The 21,408-nt window shown below is 70.7% G+C and carries 15 protein-coding genes and 2 pseudogenes; 13 read left to right on the top strand and 4 right to left on the bottom strand.

Features of this window, described 5'->3' with window-relative positions:
* Window positions 1–103: 103 nt before the first annotated feature.
* The 4 genes and pseudogenes from ACOBQB_RS00935 to xdhC all read left to right on the top strand — a co-directional run.
* Window positions 104–254: pseudogene (locus tag ACOBQB_RS00935) on the top strand (transcriptional regulator); the annotation flags it as partial.
* Window positions 255–736: 482 nt separating this feature from the next.
* Window positions 737–2,281, top strand: a complete 1,545-nt coding sequence (locus tag ACOBQB_RS00930; RefSeq protein WP_423587976.1) for a xanthine dehydrogenase small subunit — start codon at window positions 737–739, stop codon at window positions 2,279–2,281.
* A complete protein-coding gene (xdhB, locus tag ACOBQB_RS00925) occupies window positions 2,278–4,758 on the top strand; it encodes a xanthine dehydrogenase molybdopterin binding subunit (protein ID WP_423587975.1) in 2,481 nt (826 codons plus the stop codon). Before ACOBQB_RS00930 ends, xdhB begins: the two co-directional genes overlap by 4 nt.
* 1 nt (window position 4,759) lies before the next feature.
* On the top strand, window positions 4,760–5,596 hold the full coding sequence (gene xdhC, locus ACOBQB_RS00920) for a xanthine dehydrogenase accessory protein XdhC (RefSeq protein WP_423587974.1): 837 nt from the start codon (window positions 4,760–4,762) through the stop codon (window positions 5,594–5,596).
* Here the strand turns inward: xdhC and ACOBQB_RS00915 are convergent.
* The 4 genes from ACOBQB_RS00915 to ACOBQB_RS00900 form a co-directional block, all read right to left on the bottom strand.
* Complete coding sequence (locus tag ACOBQB_RS00915; RefSeq protein ID WP_423587973.1) at window positions 5,590–6,807, bottom strand: helix-turn-helix domain-containing protein; 1,218 nt, start codon at window positions 6,805–6,807, stop codon at window positions 5,590–5,592. The two genes, xdhC and ACOBQB_RS00915, sit on opposite strands and share 7 nt — an antisense overlap.
* 254 nt (window positions 6,808–7,061) lie before the next feature.
* Window positions 7,062–8,018 carry a hypothetical protein gene (locus ACOBQB_RS00910; protein ID WP_423587972.1) on the bottom strand — a complete coding sequence of 319 codons (957 nt, stop codon included), beginning with the start codon at window positions 8,016–8,018 and terminating at the stop codon, window positions 7,062–7,064.
* Between the two features lie 43 nt (window positions 8,019–8,061).
* Window positions 8,062–9,687, bottom strand: a complete 1,626-nt coding sequence (locus ACOBQB_RS00905) for a DUF6801 domain-containing protein (protein WP_423587971.1) — start codon at window positions 9,685–9,687, stop codon at window positions 8,062–8,064.
* A 93-nt stretch (window positions 9,688–9,780) separates the two neighbouring features.
* The gene (locus ACOBQB_RS00900) at window positions 9,781–10,413 is read right to left on the bottom strand and encodes a hypothetical protein (protein ID WP_423587970.1); all 633 of its coding nucleotides are present in this window, start codon (window positions 10,411–10,413) and stop codon (window positions 9,781–9,783) included.
* Window positions 10,414–10,988: 575 nt separating this feature from the next.
* Here ACOBQB_RS00900 and ACOBQB_RS00895 point away from each other — a divergent pair.
* From ACOBQB_RS00895 to ACOBQB_RS00855, 9 genes and pseudogenes are all read left to right on the top strand, one after another.
* Window positions 10,989–11,990, top strand: a pseudogene (locus ACOBQB_RS00895) (ABC transporter ATP-binding protein); the annotation flags it as partial.
* A 661-nt stretch (window positions 11,991–12,651) separates the two neighbouring features.
* Window positions 12,652–13,416 (top strand): MlaE family ABC transporter permease, encoded by a 765-nt coding sequence (locus ACOBQB_RS00890; protein WP_423590311.1) that lies wholly within the window; start codon window positions 12,652–12,654, stop codon window positions 13,414–13,416.
* Between the two features lie 5 nt (window positions 13,417–13,421).
* Window positions 13,422–14,228, top strand: a complete 807-nt coding sequence (locus tag ACOBQB_RS00885) for an MlaE family ABC transporter permease (protein ID WP_423590309.1) — start codon at window positions 13,422–13,424, stop codon at window positions 14,226–14,228.
* 1 nt (window position 14,229) lies between these two features.
* Window positions 14,230–15,492 carry an MCE family protein gene (locus ACOBQB_RS00880; protein ID WP_423587969.1) on the top strand — a complete coding sequence of 421 codons (1,263 nt, stop codon included), beginning with the start codon at window positions 14,230–14,232 and terminating at the stop codon, window positions 15,490–15,492.
* On the top strand, window positions 15,489–16,547 hold the full coding sequence (locus ACOBQB_RS00875) for an MCE family protein (RefSeq protein WP_423587968.1): 1,059 nt from the start codon (window positions 15,489–15,491) through the stop codon (window positions 16,545–16,547). Before ACOBQB_RS00880 ends, ACOBQB_RS00875 begins: the two co-directional genes overlap by 4 nt.
* Entirely contained in the window at window positions 16,544–17,653 is a 1,110-nt protein-coding gene (locus tag ACOBQB_RS00870) for an MCE family protein (protein ID WP_423587967.1), read from the top strand. Before ACOBQB_RS00875 ends, ACOBQB_RS00870 begins: the two co-directional genes overlap by 4 nt.
* On the top strand, window positions 17,650–18,807 hold the full coding sequence (locus ACOBQB_RS00865; RefSeq protein ID WP_423587966.1) for an MCE family protein: 1,158 nt from the start codon (window positions 17,650–17,652) through the stop codon (window positions 18,805–18,807). The genes ACOBQB_RS00870 and ACOBQB_RS00865 overlap by 4 nt, the downstream gene beginning before the upstream one ends.
* The gene (locus ACOBQB_RS00860; protein WP_423587965.1) at window positions 18,804–20,102 is read left to right on the top strand and encodes an MCE family protein; all 1,299 of its coding nucleotides are present in this window, start codon (window positions 18,804–18,806) and stop codon (window positions 20,100–20,102) included. The genes ACOBQB_RS00865 and ACOBQB_RS00860 overlap by 4 nt, the downstream gene beginning before the upstream one ends.
* Complete coding sequence (locus tag ACOBQB_RS00855) at window positions 20,099–21,388, top strand: MCE family protein (RefSeq protein ID WP_423587964.1); 1,290 nt, start codon at window positions 20,099–20,101, stop codon at window positions 21,386–21,388. The genes ACOBQB_RS00860 and ACOBQB_RS00855 overlap by 4 nt, the downstream gene beginning before the upstream one ends.
* Window positions 21,389–21,408 lie beyond the last annotated feature (20 nt).

Genomic DNA, 21,408 nt, shown 5'->3' with positions numbered 1-21,408 from the left:
GGCACGCGCAAGGTCCAGCAGGACCAGAACACCCTGCATGAGCGCACCAGCATCTGCCGGTTCTACCATCTGCCGGTTCTACGTCTCCAGCCTCCCACCGGGCCTGGAGGCGTTCCCCGTTCACGACGACACCACGGCCGTAGTGGAGACGCAGACGGCGGAGATCAAGGTGGCACGGCCGAACGAACTCGCCAGGCTGCGGCAAGGCGTTCGGCGGCCTCGCGGAGATGCCCGTATACGGAGACGCGGCCCGAGCGACCCGGCAGACCCCAAGGTCTTGCATCGCCTCATCGCCTCATCGTCATGAGCTTCACCCAGGCGCGAGCGGGGGGGGGAGTGCTCCCGCTCAGGTCTCCATGGTTTCGCAGTCGTCCTCTCGGCGGTTCGCGGTCGACCCTTGACCTGCGGCGACGCAGCCACTAGGTTCCGATGCCACTGACCCCTGGCTTCGAAAGGAGGCGACCAGCAGATGTGCACCAGCTCTGACCTCGGTCGTCTCGCCCAGTGCACCGCCTGGGTCCCGGGCCGGATCGCGCACGGCTGCTGAGTACGCCGTTCTGATGTGCCCCGCTGCGGCACTCTCCGGGTTTCCCGTCACCACCACCTTCCGGCACGTCGCTGTCCCGTGCCCTGCTGCGCCCGCCGCTCCGGTGAGGCGCGTCTGATCAGAGAAAGCTGCCTGAAATTGGCGAACATGAACGTGACCGAACACGCACCGGAACGGACGCCTGAACCGATGCCCGGCACGACCGGGGCGCGGATGACCGTGAACGGAACAGAGACACCGATATCACCGTGCGCACCGCACACCACGGCGCTGGACTTTCTGCGCGAGCGCGGTCTCACCGGCACCAAGGAGGGCTGTGCGGAGGGCGAGTGCGGCGCTTGTTCCGTCATGGTGGCCCGCCCCGGGGTGCACAAGCCCACCGACTGGGTGGCGGTCAACGCCTGCCTGGTTCCGGCCGCGGCGCTCGACGGCCAGGAGATCGTCACCGCCGAAGGGCTCGCGACGGCCGGTGAGCCCGGCACGGTGCCCTCCCTGCATCCCGTACAGGAGGAGATGGCGGTCCGCGGCGGTTCCCAGTGCGGCTACTGCACGCCGGGATTCGTCTGCAGCATGGCCGCGGAGTACTACCGTCCGGGCCGCTGCGAGCATTCCGCCACCGATACGGAGACAGCCGAGGGCACGGAGACGGCTGACCGTACGGAGACGGAGACGGCCCTCGGTGCGGAGACAGCCCGGAGCGCCGACGCCGAGCACGGGCCGAACGGCTTCGACCTGCACGCCCTCAGCGGAAACCTGTGCCGATGCACCGGCTACCGCCCCATCCGTGACGCCGCGTTCGCCGTCGGTACGCCCACCGATGACGACCCGCTGGCACGGCGCCGCGAGTTGCACCCGCCCGCGCCCGTCACCACCGAATACGCCCTCGGCGGCAAGGTGTTCCTGCGTAAGAACACCCTTGCCGAGACCCTGAGGGTGCTCCGTGAGCGGCCCGACGCCGTCGTGGTCGCCGGCTCCACCGACTGGGGCGTCGAGGTCAACATCCGCTCCCGCCGCGCGGATTGCGTCATCGCCATCGACCGGCTGCCCGAACTGCGGGAGCTGCGCGTCGAGTCCGACCACATCGAGATCGGCGCGGCACTGACGCTCACGGAGATCGAGCGCCGCCTGGACGGCGACGTCCCGCTGCTCGCCGAACTCTTCCCGCAGTTCGCCTCCCGGCTCATCCGCAACGGTGCGACCCTCGGCGGCAACCTGGGTACCGGATCGCCCATCGGTGACAGCGCGCCGGTCCTGCTCGCGCTCGACGCGTCGCTGGTGCTCTCCGACGCCGGCGGCGAACGCGTGGTCCCGCTGGCTGACTATTTCACCGGTTACCGGCAGAGCGTGCGCCGTCCCGGGGAGCTGATCCGCGCGGTACGCGTCCCGCTGCCGCTGTCACCCGTCACCGCCTTCCACAAGATCGCCAAGCGGCGTTTCGACGACATCTCCAGCGTGGCCGTCGCCTTCGCGCTCGACATCGAGGACGGGATCGTCCGCAAGGCACGCATAGGCCTGGGTGGTGTGGCCGCCACACCGATCCGCTCCTTGGCCACCGAGGCGGCCTTGGAGGGCAAGCCGTGGTCGGCGCGGACCGCCGAAGCCGCGGCCCGGGTGCTGCGCGGGGAGGGCACGCCGATGAGCGATCACCGCGCCAGCGCCCTCTACCGTTCCGCGATGCTCGGCCAGAGCCTGCTGAAACTGCACGCACAGACCACCGAGGCGGTGTCGTCATGAGTCATCTGTCCCAGCGTCCCGAGAAGCCCGTCGTCGGTGTCCCGATGCCGCACGAGAGCGCCGTCCAGCACGTCACCGGAGCCGCTCTCTACACCGACGACCTGGTCCAGCGCACCAAGGGCGTACTGCACGCCTACCCGGTCCAGGTCATGAAGGCCCGCGGCAGGATCACCGCGCTGCGCACCGCTCCCGCGCTCGCCGTGCCCGGCGTGGTCCGCGTGCTGACCGGTGCCGACGTGCCCGGCGTCAACGACGCGGGCATGAAGCACGACGAACCGCTCTTCCCCGACGAGGTCATGTTCCACGGCCACGCGGTCGCCTGGGTGCTCGGAGAGACGTTGGAAGCGGCCCGTCTCGGCGCGGCGGCCGTCGAGGTGGACCTGGAGGAACTGCCCTCCCTGGTCACACTGCGGGAAGCCATCGAGGCGGGCAGCTACCACGGGGCCCGGCCCCTGATGGAGACCGGCGACATCGACGCGGGCTTCGCCGACAGCGCACACGTGCTCAGCGGCGAGTTCCAGTTCGCCGGACAGGAGCACTTCTACCTGGAGACACATGCGGCGCTGGCCCAGATCGACGAGAACGGGCAGGTGTTCATCCAGAGCAGCACCCAGCACCCCTCCGAGACCCAGGAGATCGTCTCGCACGTACTCGGCGTTCCCGCGCACGAAGTGACCGTGCAATGCCTGCGGATGGGCGGCGGCTTCGGCGGCAAGGAGATGCAGCCGCACGGGTTCGCGGCCGTAGCGGCGCTCGGCGCCAAGCTCACCGGCCGACCGGTCCGCTTCCGCCTCAACCGGACCCAGGACCTGACCATGTCCGGCAAGCGGCACGGCTTCCACGCCACCTGGAAGATCGGGTTCGATACCGAGGGCCGCATCCAGGCCCTGGACGCCACCCTGGTCGCCGACGGCGGCTGGAGCCTCGACCTCTCCGAGCCGGTCCTCGCCCGCGCGCTGTGCCACATCGACAACACCTACTGGATCCCCAACGCCCGCGTGGCGGGCCGTATCGCCAGGACCAACACGGTCTCCAACACCGCCTTCCGCGGCTTCGGCGGCCCCCAGGGCATGCTGGTGATCGAGGACATCCTGGGCCGCTGCGCGCCGAAGCTCGGTCTTGACCCCATGGTGCTGCGGGAACGCAACTTCTACCGGCCGGGCCAGGGCCAGACGACGCCGTACGGACAGCCCGTCACGCAGGCCGAGCGGATCTCCGCGGTCTGGCGGCAGGTGCGGGACGACGCCGGTGTCGCCGACCGCCGGCGCGAGATCGCCGCGTTCAACACCGCGCACCCGCACACCAAGCGGGCGCTCGCCGTCACCGGCATCAAGTTCGGCATCTCGTTCAACCTCACCGCCTTCAACCAGGGCGGTGCTCTGGTCCTGATCTACAAGGACGGCTCGGTCCTGATCAATCACGGCGGCACCGAGATGGGCCAGGGCCTGCACACGAAGATGATGCAGGTGGCCGCGACCACGCTGGGTATCCCGCTGCACAAGGTGCGCCTCGCCCCGACACGCACCGACAAGGTGCCCAACACCTCGGCCACCGCCGCCAGCGCGGGCACCGACCTCAACGGCGGGGCGATCAAGAACGCGTGTGAGCAGCTGCGCGAGCGGCTGCTCCAGGTGGCCGCCACCCAACTGGGCGCGAACGCCGCGGACGTACGCATCGTCGAGGGCGTCGCGCGAGCCCTGGGCAGCGACCAGCAGGTGGCCTGGGACGACTTGGTGCGCACCGCTTACTTCCAGCGGGTCCAGCTGTCGGCCGCGGGCTTCTACCGGACCGAGGGCCTGCACTGGGACGCGAAGACGTTCCGGGGCTCGCCGTTCAAGTACTTCGCCCACGGGGCCGCCGCCACCGAGGTGGAGGTCGACGGCTTCACCGGCGCCTACCGCATCCGGCGCGTGGACATCGTGCACGACGTCGGCGACAGCCTCTCCCCGATGATCGACATCGGTCAGGTGGAGGGCGGCTTCGTGCAGGGCGCGGGCTGGCTGACGTTGGAGGACCTGCGCTGGGACACCGGCGACGGCCCCCACCGCGGCCGGCTCCTGACCCAGGCGGCGAGCACCTACAAGCTGCCGAGCTTCTCGGAGATGCCCGAAGAGTTCAACGTGACGCTGCTCGAACACGCCACCGAGGAGGGCGCGGTCTACGGTTCCAAGGCGGTGGGCGAGCCGCCGCTGATGCTGGCGTTCTCGGTGCGCGAGGCGCTGCGCCAGGCCGCCGCCGCGTTCGGGCCGAGCGGAGTCAGCGTAGAACTGGCCTCGCCCGCTACACCGGAGGCCGTGTTCTGGGCGATCGAGGCGGCGCGCAGCGCGCCCGTGGCCGCCCCGAACGGTCACGCGCCCGACGCGCCGGCCGACGCCGGGAACGCCGACGCCGGGAACGCCGACGTCGGGAACGCCGACGCCGGGAACGCCGACGGCCGGGACCGGGCGGCCGGAGCCGCGGCGCTGAACGGTGCCTGACATGACGTGGATCGCCGCGGTCGCGCGGTTGCGGGCACGCCGGGAGCCCGGCGTGCTGGTCACCGTCGCGACCGTGCGCGGCCACGCCCCGCGCGACGCGGGAGCGAAACTCGTGGTGGGGCGCGGCGAGACCTGGGGCTCGATCGGTGGCGGCAATGTGGAGGCCGTCGCGATCGACCGGGCCCGGGACATGCTCACCGCGGCCACGGCGGAGCCGGAGCTGATGGACTTCGCCCTGAACGACAAGGTCACCAACCAGCACGGCGTGCAGTGCTGCGGCGGCACGGTCTCGGTCCTGCTCGAACCCCTGCCGGTGGTACGGGCGGTGGCCGTCTTCGGCATGGGCCACGTCGGCCTCGAACTCGTTCGCATCCTGGCCCGTCAGGACCTCGACCTCCACCTGGTCGACAGCCGCGCGGACATGCTCGCGCCCAAGCGGCTCGACGCACTGGCGGACGCGGTGGCGCAGGTACACGTGCACCACACGCCGTTGCTGCCCGAGGAGGTACTGGAGGCCCTGCCGCACGGCACCCATGTCCTGATCATGACCCATGACCACGCCGAGGACGCGGCTCTGTGCGACGCGGCCCTGCGCACCAGCCACCTCGGCTCCATAGGTCTGATCGGCTCGGCGGCCAAGTGGGCGCGCTTCCGCAAACGCCTCTCCACCGAGGGCGGCCACGACGACGCCACCATCGACAGGATCAAGACCCCGATCGGGCTGGCGGACATCACCGGCAAGGAACCCGCGACGATCGCCGTGAGCGTCGCCGCGGATCTCCTGCGCACTTTCGAGTGCGCACCTTCGAGCGCGCACGGTGACCGATCGGATCAGTGAGGGTTCGTCCCCTTGCCGCGGGCGAGCAAGCGCAGGGCCCGCAGCGAGGCCTCCATGGCGAAGCGGTGGTCGGGGTCGGCCAGGCGCTCGCCCAGGAGGACGTCCAGGTTCCGCAGGCGGTAGCGGACGGTCTGGGCGTGCACGCCCAGCATCTCGCCGACCTGCTCCGCCGGCGCCCGCGTGGAGACGTGCACGCGCAGCGTCTCCACGAGCCGGTCGCGGCGGCTGGCCGGCAGGCGGTCGATCGGGGCCAGTTCCCCGGCCGCGAGATGGGTCACGAGAGCCGGGTCCGACAACAGCCACAGCGTCACCAAGTGGTCCTCGCAGCGAGCCACGGGCGTGTCGGCCACGACACCTTCGTCGATCAGCTGGAGCACACGGCGTGCCCAGCGGATGGAGTCGGCCGCCTGGGCCAGTGGCACGGTCAACCCCACCACGGCGTGCGTCCCCGCAAGCGCCGCGTCGAGCATCGCCAGGCGCTCCGGAGTGAGGGGTCCGGGTATCAGCAGGTGCGGCTGCGGGATGTCCAGGTCGAACAGAACGTCGTCGGCCAGCCCCGCCTCCAGGTGCTCGGGAATCGGCGGGCGCAGGGCGACCATGGTGACATCGGTGGGCAGGTGCCAGGCGGCGGCCTCGCAGAGCCCGGGAAAGGCCTGGGGCAGCGGAGGAGCGGTGAGGATGAGGTGGAGCAGTCGTCTGCGCCGCGCCGGAACCTCCGAGAAGGCCCGCGACTGCACCTCGACGTAGCCCTCGCGGGAGATCTGCTCCAGTTCGTCGACGTAGGCGAACAAGGCGTCGGCGAAGGCGAGGATCAGCGCGGGCGAGAGCCGGTACTGCTGGCCCACGGCCTTGGCGCGGCGCAGCGCGATGCGGGCGCCGAGCCGGTACGCCCCCTGGAGGGTGTCCAGTTCGCGGCCCTCGTAGGCTTCCACCCGGCCGAACTTGCGCAGCAGTTCGTCGCGGAGCGCGGCGTTCTTGCCGGGCTCGGCGACGCGGTCCACGAAGGCGTACAGGGCCTGCTCCAGGCCCTGCCGGATGGGCTCGGCGTTGGGGCCGTTGAGCAGCCGCCCGTACACGGGGTAGGCCCGGGTGACCTCGGCGCCGATCTCCTTCATGAGGCCGGGCAACTCCGGTCTCATGAAGGCGGCGAACTCCTTGGGGAGGGGTTCCAGCGGTTCACCGACTTCAGGCGGTCGCGTGGTTGAAGGCATGAGTGCCGTCCCTTGCTCTTCGGTGCCCACGGTGCGCCGGCCGTGTGCTGTGGATCTTCACAGAGGAGGCACACGACCGGACTTGAGGTGATGCGTGTTCGGGCTGTTGAAGTTAAATCAAGTTCGGTGGGACGTACACAGTCTGTGCACATTTCCGTGGGGTGGGGTGTGGGATGGCTGCCGGGACGGCTGAGAATCGACGCCGCGCGGCCATTAGTCGACGGCGGATGGTCGACGGCGGAACGCCGGTCCCGCTAGTCGACGGCGGAGTGCCAGTTCTGCGCGAGGCGCTTGCCCGCGTCGGGGGCGAAGGTGCCGGGGGCGTTCAGACCGGCGAGGTGGGTCTGGGTGTTGTTGAGCGTCAGGTTGTTGTTCCCGGACGCGGAGGGCAGCCCGGTCTTGGCGTTGACCGCCGCGTCGATCAGGCCGAGCAGGCCGAGACCACAGCCACTGGCGCCGGGCACGGCGAAGGCGTTGTCGTTCTGCGTCGCCCCGGTGAGGTTGACGCGGCTCATCTCGCCGTCGTCGGCGACCGTGCCGTCACCATGGAAGAACGACATGCCGAACTCGGGGAACTGGAGGTTCTTCGGACGCAGCACGATCGGCTTGGCGGCGGTGCCGATGTAGCACTTCTTGCCGAGGAACGGGTTCTCCAGGTGGATACGGACCGGTATGGCGACGATCGGCTTGTCGGTGAGGATGCCGGCGGTCTGGTCGAAGTCGTAAGGGGCGCCGACGGACTCCACCGTCGCCGTGATCTTGTTGAGGGAGCTGTCGCTGAGCTGCTCGCAGATGTCCGTGATCGCGGGGATGTCGCTCGGGCACATCAGCCCCAGCAGTCCGCCGGGGACGGTCGCGGAGTCGGCGATCAGGGCACCGCCGGACGGGGCCACCACGGAGCTGGTGCCGTCGGAGTTCTGGACGACCCCGATCTGGAGGTTGGTCCGGCCCGTGGGCACGGTGGTCCTGCCCAGCTTGATGGAGCCGTTCGGCGAGGTGGAGACCACGCACTGCGGGGTCTTGGCCAGGCCGTCGGCGGTCAGCATCGCCGGGGCGTCCACGGGGCAGCGGGTGAAGGGCGCCCACTCGCCGTTCGGTACGGCGGCGGCCGCGGTGGCGGTGCCCATGGAGGCGAAGACGCCGAGCGCGGTGCCGAGGGCGGTGGCGGTGGCGGTGGTGGCGACTCTGGTGCCGAGGGAGAACCGCATCATGTGGCCTTCCGGGTCAGGAGAGGAGGGGGGAGAGGGGAGGGGGTCATCGTTCGGCTACGGGGATCTTGCGGGGCTGGGCGTCCTCGGTGCACTCGTCGGGGTTGAGCACATCGGCCGAGACGAAGCAGGTCTGGCCCTGGATCTGCTTGACGTAGTTGTCGGAGCCGGAGACCGAGGCCGTGAGCAGGCGGTCGAGGTCCTCACCGTCGGCGGTGCCGCAGCCCGTGAAGGCGGGGATGGTGACCTTGCCCGTCAGCGGGCCGCCGGACAGCAGCAGGTAGCCGGTGGCGGGCTCGCCGGTGGTCTGTTCGCCCCGGCCGTGCAGGACCAGGTGGTCGCCGGGATGCTTCGCCGGGTCCGGCTCCGGGGACGCGAGGGACGTCTTGGTCCGGCACTTCGTCCCGACGTCCAGCGGGGTGCCGTTGACCTTCAGCGACGTCACCCGGAGCACGACCGGTGCCCGGACGTAGGTGTCCGTGCTGGTGAACACGAAGTCGGTGGTGCCGTGCGAGTCGATGGTCATCGGACCGGTCTGCTCCAGCACCATCGTGGCCGTCGTGGGGGTGAAGTCGAAGGTCAGGAAGGTCGCTTCGAAAGGCTGGGTCTGCTTGCGCTGCCGGTAGTAGAGGTCGGCGGTGGAGTGCTGGGTGATGGTGGCGCCGCTGTAGTCCGGGAAGAACACGAACTGGGGCTCGCCCTGGGTGATGAGGGTGCAGAACGGCGGGATCAGCGCGGCGCCGTCGAGCTTGTTCACGTTGGAGTAGCCGGTGATGTAGGCGTTCAGCGACATCGGTCCGGCCGGGTACTTGTCGTCGTACTTGCAGGTCGGCGCAGTCTGTTGGCCGCTACCGCTACCGCCACGGCCCGGACCCGGCTCGCCGACCTTCGGGGCGCGCCCGCCCGGCCGGCCCGCCGGATCCTTCCCCGACGGCCCCGGTGGGCCGGAGGCGGACGGCGCACCGGACGGTGATCCGGACGGCGACCCGGAGGGGGGTCCGCTGGGAGCGTCCGTGCCGCCTTCCTCGTCCGTGCCGACCCGGACGCCGACCAGTCGGCCCCCGCCCGGGGCGTCCTCGGCGAGATCGCAGTCGACGGTCACCGAGGCGGGGTCGGTGACTCCGCCGTCCGCGGTGGTCAGAGCGAGATCCAGGGCGAAGTCCCCAGCCGTCATGGTCAGTTCGCCCGCGCTCTGCCCGGTCACCGAGGGGACGTCCCCCGTCGCGGTCAGCGTCAGCGGCCCGGTCGAGGGCAGGGCCGCGGGCGCGGTGTCGCCGCGCCAGGTCGCCTCGGCGGTGGCCTTGTTCTGGGCGACGCCCACGTCGAGCCGGGTGGCCCCCCGGACGTCGGCCGCGCCCAGCGCCACGAGGTCCGCCACCGCCGGCTCGGGCAGCTCGACCGTCGTGGCCACGTCCGCGGGTTCGATCGGCTCACCGGCCGCCACCCGCTCGGGGAAGACCGCCGAGATCCGTACCGTCGCGGAGTGCTTCCCGGAGGGGAACAGGCATACGTAGGGCAGTGCGGCGTCGACCTTCTGCTCACCGGACGCCCCGGCCGCCGCGGGGACCGTGGCGACCAGCACGACGAACGCGGCGATCGCCGCGCTCCGGGCGCGGACTCGGGCGCGGCTGCGGACCGGCCGTCGGGCGGTGGTGGTACGGGGGCCTGTCATCAGTCGCTCCGCTCGGGTCATCGGTCGCTCCGGCCGTGCGGCCCACACGCCCGGCCGAAAGGACCGGCCGGGCGGCGGCGAGCCGTGCTCGGCCTACGGGTTGGATCCGACGATCTTCGGGATGGTGTTCGTGCCCGTGACCTTGACCGCGTAATTGCCCTTGAAGGTGGGTTTGGTGGAGGTGGTGACCACGGTGCCGCAGCCGGAGGCCGAGGTGACGGCAAGGTCGCCGCTGACGCTGGTGACCGCGAGGATGCCGGTGGAGTTGGTGTAGGTGCCGGTGGCCTTGCCCTGCACGTTGAACACACAGGCGCCGGCGGTCACCTTGGCCTTGACGTCGCCGATGTAGCCCTTGGTCACGCCGGTCGAGGCGTTGTAGTCCTGGGCGACCACGGTCCAGGGAGTGGTCGCGACGGTCGTGACGTTGCCCAGGACGCTGGTGCAGGGCGAGGCGCTGGTGCCGAAGTTGATGGCGTTGATGGTGGCCACTGTCGCCGGGTTGCCGGTGGCGTTGGCCATCGTGCCCGAGGCGCTGGATGTCGTACACGTCATCGGGATGTTGGCCGTCAGTACGATGTTCCCGCTGTTGACCGCGGTGAAGTTGGCCGGGGACGGAGTGACGGTCCAGACCGTGGAGGGGACGGCCGAGGCGGGGGCGACGGCCATGACGAAGGCGGCGGCGCCCGCGCCCGCCACGACGGCGATTCTTGTCAGAGGCTTCTTCATGACTTGGGACTCCCTTGTGGATTGACCGGCAGAGGGGGCCGCGCTCGCCCTTGTGGAGCGGAAGAACGCGTCCTGGTGGAGCGGAGGAACGGGCGGTCCGCGGCTCGGAAATCCTCGACCGCAAGCCACGACGTTACTTGCGGGAAACTTAGGCGAACAATGGCGCAGACCATGATTCTTTCGAGAAGTGGAAATGCCTGTTCCCCAGGTGAGCAGTCCGGCGCCCCGCTTAGTCAGCCGCTGCTAAAAAGGCATCGTGGCCGAAACCTCCCGCTCAAGCCGCGGTAAACCGTCCACGGGCGGTGCGAGTGCCTGCTCCCCGGGCTCCGCCGAGCCCCGTATTGCTCACCGAGTGACAAGAGGAAGGCGGGAGTTTGTCGCCGCGCTGACAAACAAACGGAAGCCGGACTCAAATCTTCGGGAAAATCCGATCCCTCTCTTGCTCGCCCAGGTTACTCGGTCGTAGCGTGCCGGGCACGGCGCTGATCTCCTGGCGGACCCCATCCCGCACTGCGGCCGCACCCACACCCCGCATACAGACTGCGCTGCCTGCCCTCACCCACTTTGGAGGTGATATGGGAATCGAAGTGGTGGTCGAGGGTCTCACCAAATCCTTCGGCACGCAGAAGATCTGGCAGGACGTCAGCCTCACCCTGCCCGCCGGAGAGGTCAGCGTCATGCTCGGTCCTTCCGGTACCGGAAAGACCGTGTTTCTCAAGTCACTCATCGGACTGCTGAAGCCGGAGCGCGGCCGTGTCCTCATCGACGGTGTCGACATGGTGAACAGTCCTGAACGAGATATCTACGAGACCCGCAAGAAATTTGGGCTCATGTTCCAGGACGGCGCCCTTTTCGGCTCCATGTCCCTCTTCGACAACATCGCCTTTCCGCTGCGTGAGCACACCCGGAAGAAGGAGTCGGAGATCCGCCGTATCGTCATGGAGCGGATCGACGTCGTCGGGCTGCTGGGCGCCGAGGGCAAGCTGCCGGGGGAGATCAGCGGCGGTATGCGCAAGCGGGCCGGACTCGCCCGCGCGCTCGTGCTCGACCCGCAGATCATCCTGTGCGACGAACCCGACTCCGGGCTCGACCCCGTCCGCACCGCCTACCTCTCCCAGCTGCTGATCGACCTGAACGCGCAGATCGACGCGACGATGCTGATCGTCACCCACAACCTCGACATCGCCGCCACGGTGCCCGACAACATGGGCATGCTCTTCCGGCGTGAACTGGTCACCTTCGGCCCGCGCGAGGTGCTCCTCACCAGCGAGATGCCCGTCGTGGCGCAGTTCCTGTCCGGCCGCCGCGAGGGCCCGATCGGGATGTCCGAGGAGAAGGACGCCGCGACCCTCGCCGCCGAGGCCGCGGGATCGCGGGGCGCGGGCGCCGACGGGCCGCGGGAGATCGTCCCGCAACTGGAGCCGTCCCCCGGGCTTCCGCCGCGCCGCGCCGTCACCCGCCGCCGGGAGCGGGTCCTGGGCATGCTCGACCGGCTCCCGCCCGCCGCCCGCACCGCTATCGAGCGCACATACGCCGCCCTGCCCACCGCCGGTGACCCACCCGGCAGCCACGGTGCTCCCGGCGCCGACGTGCCTCCCGGCAGTCACGGTGCTCCCGGCACCGACACCGCTCCCGGCACCGACGCGCCTCCTGGTAGCCACGGTGTTCCTGGTAGTCACGGTGCTCCCGGCACCGACACCGCTCCCAGCACCCACGCTGCTCCCGGCAGTCCCGCTACTCCCGGCACCCGCGCTATGCCCGGCGCATCTGGCACATCCGGCGCTGCCGCTGCTCCGGGCGCATCCAGCGCTGCCGCTGCTCCCGGCGTATCCGGCGCACCTGCTACGCCCGGCGCTCTCGCTGCTCCGGGCGTATCCGGCGCTGCCGCTGCTCCCGGCGTATCCGGCGCACCTGCTACGCCCGGCGCTCTCGCTGCTCCGGGCGTATCCGGCGCTGCCGCTGCTCCCGGCGTATCCGGCGCACCTGCTACGCCCGGCGCTCTCGCTGCTCCGGGCGTATCCGGCGCTGCCGCTGCTCCCGGCGTATCCGGCGCACCTGCTACGCCCGGCGCTCTCGCTGCTCCGGGCGTATCCGGCGCTGCCGCTGCTCCGGGCGCATTCAGCGCTCCCGCTACTCCCGGCGCTCCCGCTACTCCCGGCGCTCTCGCCGCTCCGGGTGCGCCCGGCGCTCCCAACACCCCCACCACGCCGTTCCCCCGCCGACCAGCGGGAGCGGCGCATGATCGCCGGTGCCCTGCGGCAGACCGGCCGGCTCTTCGCGCTCGCCGCCGAGGTAGCCCGTGCCATCTTCCGACGGCCGTTCCAATTCCGGGAGTTCGTGGAACAGTTCTGGTTCATCGCCGGCGTCACGATCCTGCCCGCCGCGCTGGTCTCGATCCCGTTCGGCGCCGTGATCGCCCTCCAGGTCGGCTCGCTCACCCAGCAGCTCGGTGCCCAGTCCTTCACCGGCGGCGCCAGCGTGCTGGCCGTCGTACAGCAGGCCAGCCCGCTGATCGTCGCCCTGCTGATCGCGGGCGCGGCCGGCTCCGCCATCTGCGCCGACCTCGGCTCGCGCACCATCCGCGAGGAACTGGACGCGATGGAGGTCATGGGCGTCTCACCCGTGCAGCGCCTGGTCGTGCCCAGGGTCCTGGCCGCCATGGGGGTCGCGGTCCTGCTCAACGGCCTGGTCTCCGTGGTCGGCATCCTCGGCGGCTACGCCTTCAACGTCTTCCTCCAGGACGGCACCCCCGGCGCCTACCTGTCCAGCTTCTCCGCCCTCGCCCAGCTCTCCGACCTCTACATCAGCGAACTCAAGGCCTTGGTCTTCGGGTTCATCGCGGGTGTCGTCGCCGCCTACCGGGGCCTGAACCCGCGCGGCGGCCCCAAGGGCGTCGGCGACGCCGTCAACCAGTCCGTCGTCATCACCTTCATGCTGCTCTTCTTCGTCAACATGGTGATGACGGGCGTCTACCTCCAACTCGTTCCGCCGAAGGGAGGCTGAGGTCCGTGGCCTCCCCGTTCGTCTGGCTCGACCGCTCGGGCGACCAACTCCTTTTCTACGTACGCTCCCTGCTCTGGATCCCGCGCACCCTGCGCCGCTACCTCAAAGAGGTGCAGCGCCTCCTCGCCGAGGTCGCCTTCGGCACCGGCGGCCTCGGGGTCATCGGCGGCACCATCGGCGTGATGATCGCGATGACCCTGTTCACGGGGACCGTCGTGGGACTCCAGGGATACGCGGCCCTCGACCAGATCGGCACCGCCGCCTTCACCGGATTCGTCTCCGCGTACTTCAACACCCGTGAGATCGCCCCGCTCGTCGCCGGACTCGCCCTCTCCGCGACCGTCGGCGCCGGCTTCACCGCCCAGCTCGGCGCCATGCGCATCAACGAGGAAGTCGACGCCCTCGAAGGCATGGGCATCCGCTCTTTGCCGTACCTGGTCACCACCCGCATCATCGCCGGCGTCGTCGCCATCATCCCCCTCTACGCGATCGGGCTGCTCTCCTCCTACCTGGCCTCCCGCTACGTCACGGTCCTCTTCAACGGCCAGTCCCGGGGAACGTACGACCACTACTTCAACCTGTTCCTCTCACCCACGGACGTGCTGCTCTCCGTCCTGAAGGTGCTGATCTTCAGCGTGATGGTGATCGTCGCCCACTGCTACTACGGCTACCGCGCCACCGGCGGCCCGGCCGGGGTCGGCGTCGCCGTCGGCCGGTCGGTGCGCAACGCCATCGTGCTGATCAGCGTCACCGACTTCTTCCTGTCGCTGGCCCTGTGGGGCGCCACCACGACCGTGAAGGTGGCAGGCTGACATGACCGCGGTGAACACAGCACGAGGCGCGACCGTGCGCCGCAGACTCGCCGGAGTGGCCTTCCTGCTGGTCCCCGCACTGCTGGTGTGGCTCGCGGTCGCCGTCTACGACAAACGGTTCACCGACTCCGACCCCGTGGTCGTGGAGACCGGCGGCGTCGGCAACGAAATGCACCTGGGCGCCGAGGTGAAGCTGCGCGGCGTCGTCGTCGGCGAGGTCCGCGAGATCGACGCCACCGGCGACGGCGCCCGGCTCACCCTCGCCCTGCGCCCCGGCACCCTCGACCGGATCCCGGCCGACGTACGCGCCCAGATGCTGCCGACCACCCTGTTCGGCGAACGCTTCGTCGCCCTCGTCCCGCCCACGTCACCCTCCGCGCGGCCACTGGCCCCCGGCGCCGTCATCCCGCAGGACCGCTCCGCGAGCGCCGTGGAACTCCAGCAGGTCCTCGACAATGTGCTGCCGATGCTGACCGCCGTCCAGCCGCAGAAGCTCTCCGCCACCCTCTCCGCCGTCTCCCAGGCCCTGGAGGGGCGCGGCGACCGGCTCGGGGAGACCCTCACCCTCCTCGACTCCCACCTGCGCGAGTTCAACCCCCAACTGCCCACCCTCAACCGTGACTTGAAAGAGCTCGTGAAGGTCAGCCATGTCTACGCCGATGCCGCCCCCGACATCCTCACGGCCCTCACCGACTTCACCACCACCAGCGGCACCCTGGCCGAGAAGGAGAGCGAGCTGGCCGGCACCCTCGGCGCCACCACCAGGACGGCCGAGGACATGACCGCCTTCCTGCGGCAGAACGAGGACAACATCATCCGGCTCTCCGCCGCCTCCCGGCCCACCCTGGAACTGCTCGCCGAGTACTCCTCGGCCTTCCCCTGCACCCTGCGCGCCCTCACCGACTTCATCCCGGCCATGGACAAGGCCCTCGGCAAGGGCACCGACCGGCCCGGTCTGCGCGTCGACGTCACCACCGTGCCCTCGCGCGGCCCCTACCGTCCCGGCCGCGACACCCCTTCCTACGGCGCCGGCGGCGGCCCCCGCTGCTACCCCGTGCCCTACCTCGGCCTCGCCACGAAACCGGCCGTACAGGCCCCCGCGACGGCCGGGCAGAACCTCGGGCCCGCCAACTCCCCGCAGGAGAACGACCTCGTCAACGAACTCCTCGCACCCGCCACCGGCAAAGCCCCCGCCGAACTGCCCGAGTGGAGCAGCCTCCTCGCGGGCCCGGCACTGCGCGGCACGGAGGTGACCCTGCGATGACATCCCGGCGCGCCGCCCACACCCGGCGCCGTCCGCTGACCGGCCCGGTCCTCAAGTCCCTCGCCTTCGTCTTGGTCACCGCACTGGCCACGGCGGTCCTCGGCCTGAGTGTCTCCGGCACCCAAGTCGGCGACGACAGCCTCTCCTACAAGGCACTGTTCACCGACGCCACCGGAGTCGTCGACGGCGACAGCGTACGCATCTCCGGGGTCCAGGTCGGCGAGGTCACCGACGTCCGCGTCGTCGACCGGCGCACCGCCCAGGTCACCTTCACCGTCCGCGACGACCGCGCTCTGCCCGCGTCGACCACCGCCGCCGTGAAGTACCTCAACATGGTCGGCCAGCGCTACATCGCCCTGGGCCGGGGCAGCGGCGACCTGTCCGGCGCCCTGGACGCCGGCGACACCATCCCGCTCGACCGGACCGCCCCCGCCCTCGATCTGACCCTGCTCTTCAACGGCTTCAAGCCGCTCTTCGAGGGCCTCGACCCCAAGGAGGTCAACGAACTCGCCGGGTCCATCGTGCAGATCCTCCAGGGCGAGGGCGGCACCGTCGACAGTCTCCTCCGGCACATCGGCTCCGTCAGTACGACCATCGCCGCCAAGGACAAGATCATCGGCAAGGTGGTGAAGAACCTCAACACGGTCCTGACCACCCTCAACGACCGCGAGGCCGACTTCGACGACCTCGTCGACACCCTCCAGAAACTCGTCACCGGGTTCAACGCGGACCGCAAGCCCTTGGGCAAGGCCGTCGCGGCCATGGGCGACCTGACCACCGTGACCGCCGACCTCCTCGACGAGGGCCGCGCGCCCCTGAAGAAGGACATCCGCCAACTGGGCCGCCTGTCGGACAACCTCGGCGACGCCACCCCGCAGATCGAGGACTTCCTGGAGCGGACTCCCGCCAAGCTGACCGCCCTGGGCCGCCTCTCCTCCTACGGTTCCTGGTTCAACCTCTACCTCTGCGAGGCCCGCGTGGACGGAGTGACCACCTCCACCGGCGCGAAGCCGCCGACCGGCATCGCGGTCACCGAAGCGAGGTGCGGCGCATGACTCTGCTGCTGCGGCCCGAACGCCACGACACTCCCGCTCCCGCCCCCGCGTCCCGCCGCCTTCGCCCACCGCGGCTGAAGCCGGTCAAGGACCGAAACCCCATCACCGTGGCCCTCGTGGGCCTGCTCCTGCTGGCGCTGCTCACCGTCGTCGCGTACAACGCCGACCGGCTGTCCCTCACCGGCGGCGGCACCAGCTACAGCGCCGACTTCACCGAGGCGGCGGGCCTGGAGGAGGGCGACGAGGTGCGCGTCGCCGGGGTCAAGGTCGGCGAGGTCACCGGCGTGGCCCTCGACGGCGGCCGCGTGCGGGTCACCTTCGAGGTCGAGCAGGCCTGGATCGGCGACCGCACCACCGCCGCCATCGCCATCAAGACCCTGCTCGGCGACAAGTACGTGGCCCTCGACCCGCTCGGCACGGCGGAGCAGGACCCCGGCGACCGTATCCCGCGGACCCGGACCACCTCTCCGTACGACGTCACCCAGGCGTTCCAGGACCTCGGCTCCACGGTCGACGCCATCGACACCAAGCAGCTCGCGAAGAGCTTCGAGACGATCTCGAAGACCTTCGAGAACTCGCCGCCGCACGTCCGCAAGGCCGCCGCCGGCCTGTCCGACCTGTCGCGTTCCGTCTCCAAGCGCGACCGTGAGCTGTCCGAACTCCTCGCGGGCAGCGCCAAGTTCACCAAGACGCTGAAGGACAAGAAGTCCAGCTTCGAGACCCTCATCGAGGACGCCGGGCCGCTGCTCGGCGAACTCCAGGACCGGCGCAAGGCCATCACCGCCCTGCTGAAGGGCAGCCGCCTCCTCGGAACCGAGCTGACCGGCCTGGTGGACGACAACGAGAAGCAGCTCGGCCCCACGTTGAAGGCGCTCGGCCGCGTCACCACCGTCCTGAAGGAGAACAACACCCGGCTGGACCGCACACTCGCCCTGGTCGGCCCCTACTACCGGCTCGTCGGCAACACCCTCGGCAACGGCCGCTGGTTCGACAGCTACCTGTGCGGGGTGGTGCCCCGCGACTACCTGCCCGCGCAGTCCCAGCCCAAGACGTCGTGCATGCCGCCCAAGCAGCCGGCGACGGCCCGGGGGAGCGGTGAGCGATGAGCAAGCGCGGAAAACTCCTCAGGGCGTGCGGAAGAGTTTTCGCGGCGCGCGGAGAACCCCTGGCCGCGCGCAGAAGACCCCTGGCCGCGCGCAGAAAGCTCCTCGGGGCCGCGCTCGCCCTCGCCGTGGTCGCCGCCGGACTCGTCACGGTGCGCGCCCTGGACTCCTCCGGCACCCGCGTCACCGCCTACTTCGACCGTGCCGTCGGCATCTACGCCGGTTCCGACCTGCGCGTCCTCGGCGTCCGGGTCGGCGAGGTGGCGTCGGTCCACCCTGAGGGCACCCGGGTGCGGGTCGAACTGACGCTGGACGACGGCGTACGCGTACCGAAGTCGGCGCGGGCCCTGGTGGTCGCGCCCAGCATCGTCGCCGACCGCTACGTCCAGCTCACCCCCGCCTACCGCTCCGGACCCGCCCTCGACGACGGCGCCGTCCTGCCCGCCTCCCGCAACCGCACCCCCGTCGAGATCGACCAGCTGTACGCCTCGATCACCGACCTCGGCAAGGCACTCGGGCCGGACGGGGCCAACTCCGCCGGGGCCCTGTCGAAGCTGCTGAGGACCGGCGCCGCCAACCTCGACGGCAACGGCGAGGCCATCGGCGAGAGCATCGAGGAGTTCGGCAAGGCCACCAAGACCCTCGACGGCTCCAGCGACGACCTGTTCACCACCCTCAGCAACCTCCAGACCTTCACCACCATGCTGAAGGACAAGGACACCGACGTACGCACCGCACAAGAGCGGCTGGACACGGTCGTCGGCTACTTCGCCGACAACAAGGACGACCTCGCGGGCGCGCTGGAGGAACTCGGCAGCGCCCTCGGCCAGGTGAAGACCTTCATCAAGGACAACCGGGGCGAGCTGAAGAAGAACGTCGAACGGCTCGTCCCGATCACCCGGACACTGGCCCGCCAGCGCACCTCGCTGGCCGAAGCCCTGGACGTCGCACCGCTCGCCGCGGACAACCTCGTCGGCGCCTACGACACCGGCACCGGCAGAATCGACGGCCGCGCCAACCTCAACGAGATCAGCATGGGCGGCCCGCTGCTGCCCCTGCCGGCGACGGGCGGCTCCGCGCCTCCCGGTGCTCCCTCACCCTCGTCGTCCCCCTCGTCATCGCCCACGTCGTCGCCCACGGGGGAGGGGGAGCGGTGAAACGTGTCGTACGGCGGCGGGCGCTCACCACCGGAGCCGCCGCGGGCACCGGCCTCGGCGGGCTTCTCGCCCTCGGCCTCGGCTTCGCGCTCGCCCTGGGCGCGTTCTCCCTCCCCGTCCCCCGCTTCGGCGGCATCGAGGACCTGCCCCTGCCGGGCGGTGCCGACCTCGGCTCCCACCCCTACACCGTCACCGCCGAGTTCGACGACGCCCTCAGCCTGGTGCCGCAGGCCGCGGTCAAGGTCAACGACGTCGCCGTCGGCCGGGTCACCGCCATCCGCCTGGACGGCGACGCGTGGTCGGCCCGCGTCACCATGGAGATCAACGGCGACGTCCGGCTGCCCCGCGACGCCGGCGCCCGCCTCGAACAGTCCAGCCTGCTCGGTGAGAAGTACGTCCAGCTGGTCGCGCCCGCCACGTCGCCGGCCACGCCATCCGCCGCGGGCCGACTCGGCGACGGCGGTGTCATCCCGCTCGCCCGCACCGGCCGCAACACCGAGGTCGAGGAGGTGTTCGGCGCCCTGTCCCTGCTGCTCAACGGCGGCGGTGTCAACCAGCTCAAGACCATCACGCGGGAACTCAACAAAGCCCTCGGCGGACGCGAACCCGAGGTCCGCTCCATGCTGAAACGCGTCGAAAAACTCGTGGGGAACCTCGACGACCACCGCGGTGACATCACCGACGCCCTCGACGGCGTCAACCGGCTCGCCACGACTCTCGCCGGCCGCAAGGACGACGTACGCACCGTCCTGACCGGCCTCTCGCCAGGCCTGAACACCCTGCACGAACAGCGCGGCTCACTGCTGGCCATGCTGCGTTCCCTGGACACGCTGTCCGGTGTCGCCGTCTCCACCGTCAACGCGAGCAAGGACGACATGGTCGCCGACCTCAAAGCCATCGCCCCCACCCTCAAGGCCCTCGCCGACGCGGGGAGCGACCTGCCCGACTCCCTCCAGGTGCTGCTCACCTACCCGTTCACCGACGAGGTGCTGACCGGGGTCAAAGGCGACTACCTCAACGTGTACCTGCACATGACGGCCACCCCCGGCACCCGGGTCATCCCGCCCCTCGTGCCGCAGAGCAGGCCGCCCTCACCCACCGCCACACCCCGGGGCGCCGCGGCTCCGAAGCGGTCCGGCACCGGGGCCACGGCGTCCCCGTCGGCGCCGCTGCCCCTGCCCTCCGTACCGACGCAGACGCAGACGTCGACGCCGACGCCGACGCCGATGCCCACGCCCACGTCCGCACCGACGACACCTGCCGAGAGCTCCGGGGACGGAGGCACACGCGGATGATCACGCTCGCCGTACGCCTGAAGAACCTCGCCTTCCTCCTCATCGCCGTCCTCGTCCTCGGCTTCCTCGGCATCCGCTACGCCGACCTAGGCCGGTACGTCGGCATCGCCGACTACTACACGGTGAAGGTCGAACTCCCGCGCACCGGAGGCCTCTTCACTCACTCAGACGTCACCTACCGTGGCGTGTCGGTGGGCCGCGTCGGCCCGATCGACCTGAGCGCGGACGGGGTGGTCGCGGAGCTGCGCATCAAGAAGTCCGCCCCCCGCATCCCCTCCGACACGCGGGCCGTGGTGGCCGGGCTCTCCGCGGTCGGCGAGCAGTACATCGACCTGCGGCCCGAGAGCGACGGCGGGCCCCACCTCGCCGACGGCAACCGGATCGAACAGCCCGACACCGAGGTGCCCGCGCCCGTCACCGATGTACTCACCAGCGTCAACGAGCTCGTCCGGTCCGTGCCGCTGGAGGATCTGCGGACGGTCGTCGACGAGTTCGGCAAGTCCTTCGAGGGGCACGGCGACGACCTTCAGGTGCTGCTGGACAACGGCGGTGCCTTCATCGAGGCCGCCGACCGCAACCTGCCCTCCACCACCCGCCTGCTCGCCGACGGCGAGACCGTGCTGCGTACCCAGGCCGAGGAGGCGAAGGCCATCCGTGGCTTCGCCGACGGCGCCACGGAACTGGCCCGCACCCTCAAGGGTTCCGACGCCGACGTGCGCCGGCTCCTCACCGTCACGCCGGACGCGGCGACCCAGGTCAGCGGGCTGCTCCGGGACCTCGACCCCAGCCTGGGCGTGGTCCTCGCCAACCTGGTCACCACCTCCGAGGTCGCCGTCACCCGCCAGCGCGGCATCGAGGAACTCCTCGTGAAGTACCCGGCGGCCGTCTCGGCCGGCGCCACCGCCGTCGACGGAGGAAAAATGAAGCTCGGCCTGGCCGTCACCTTCTTCAAGCCCCTGCCCTGCACCGACGGCTATGGCGCCACCCGGTACCGCACCGGCCTGGACCTCGGCACCGCCCCAGCCCTCAACACCGGCGCCTCCTGCACGGCACCGGCCGCGAGCGGTGTCAACGTACGAGGGTCCGCCAACGCCCCCCGGGGCGGCGCGTTGCCCGATCCGGCCAGGCCCGGCTCCCTGCCCTCGGGCAGTGCCGGCGCCGCCGCGTCGGCTCCGTCGAAGGCCACCGCACCGCTGCCGGGCGCGCTGGCCCTGCCGGATACGGGCGGCACCGGGGCGGCCGGGCTGCCGGGGCTGCTCGGCGCGGGCACAGGGGCGGGCCGATGAGGGGGCGCGCGTCCTCACCG

Origin of the sequence: Streptomyces sp. G5(2025), assembly GCF_049542075.1 — a bacterium.
GTDB lineage: Bacteria > Actinomycetota > Actinomycetes > Streptomycetales > Streptomycetaceae > Streptomyces.
The sequence above is the reverse complement of the archived record's forward strand: the minus strand, read 5'-3'. Positions and strand labels throughout refer to the sequence as shown.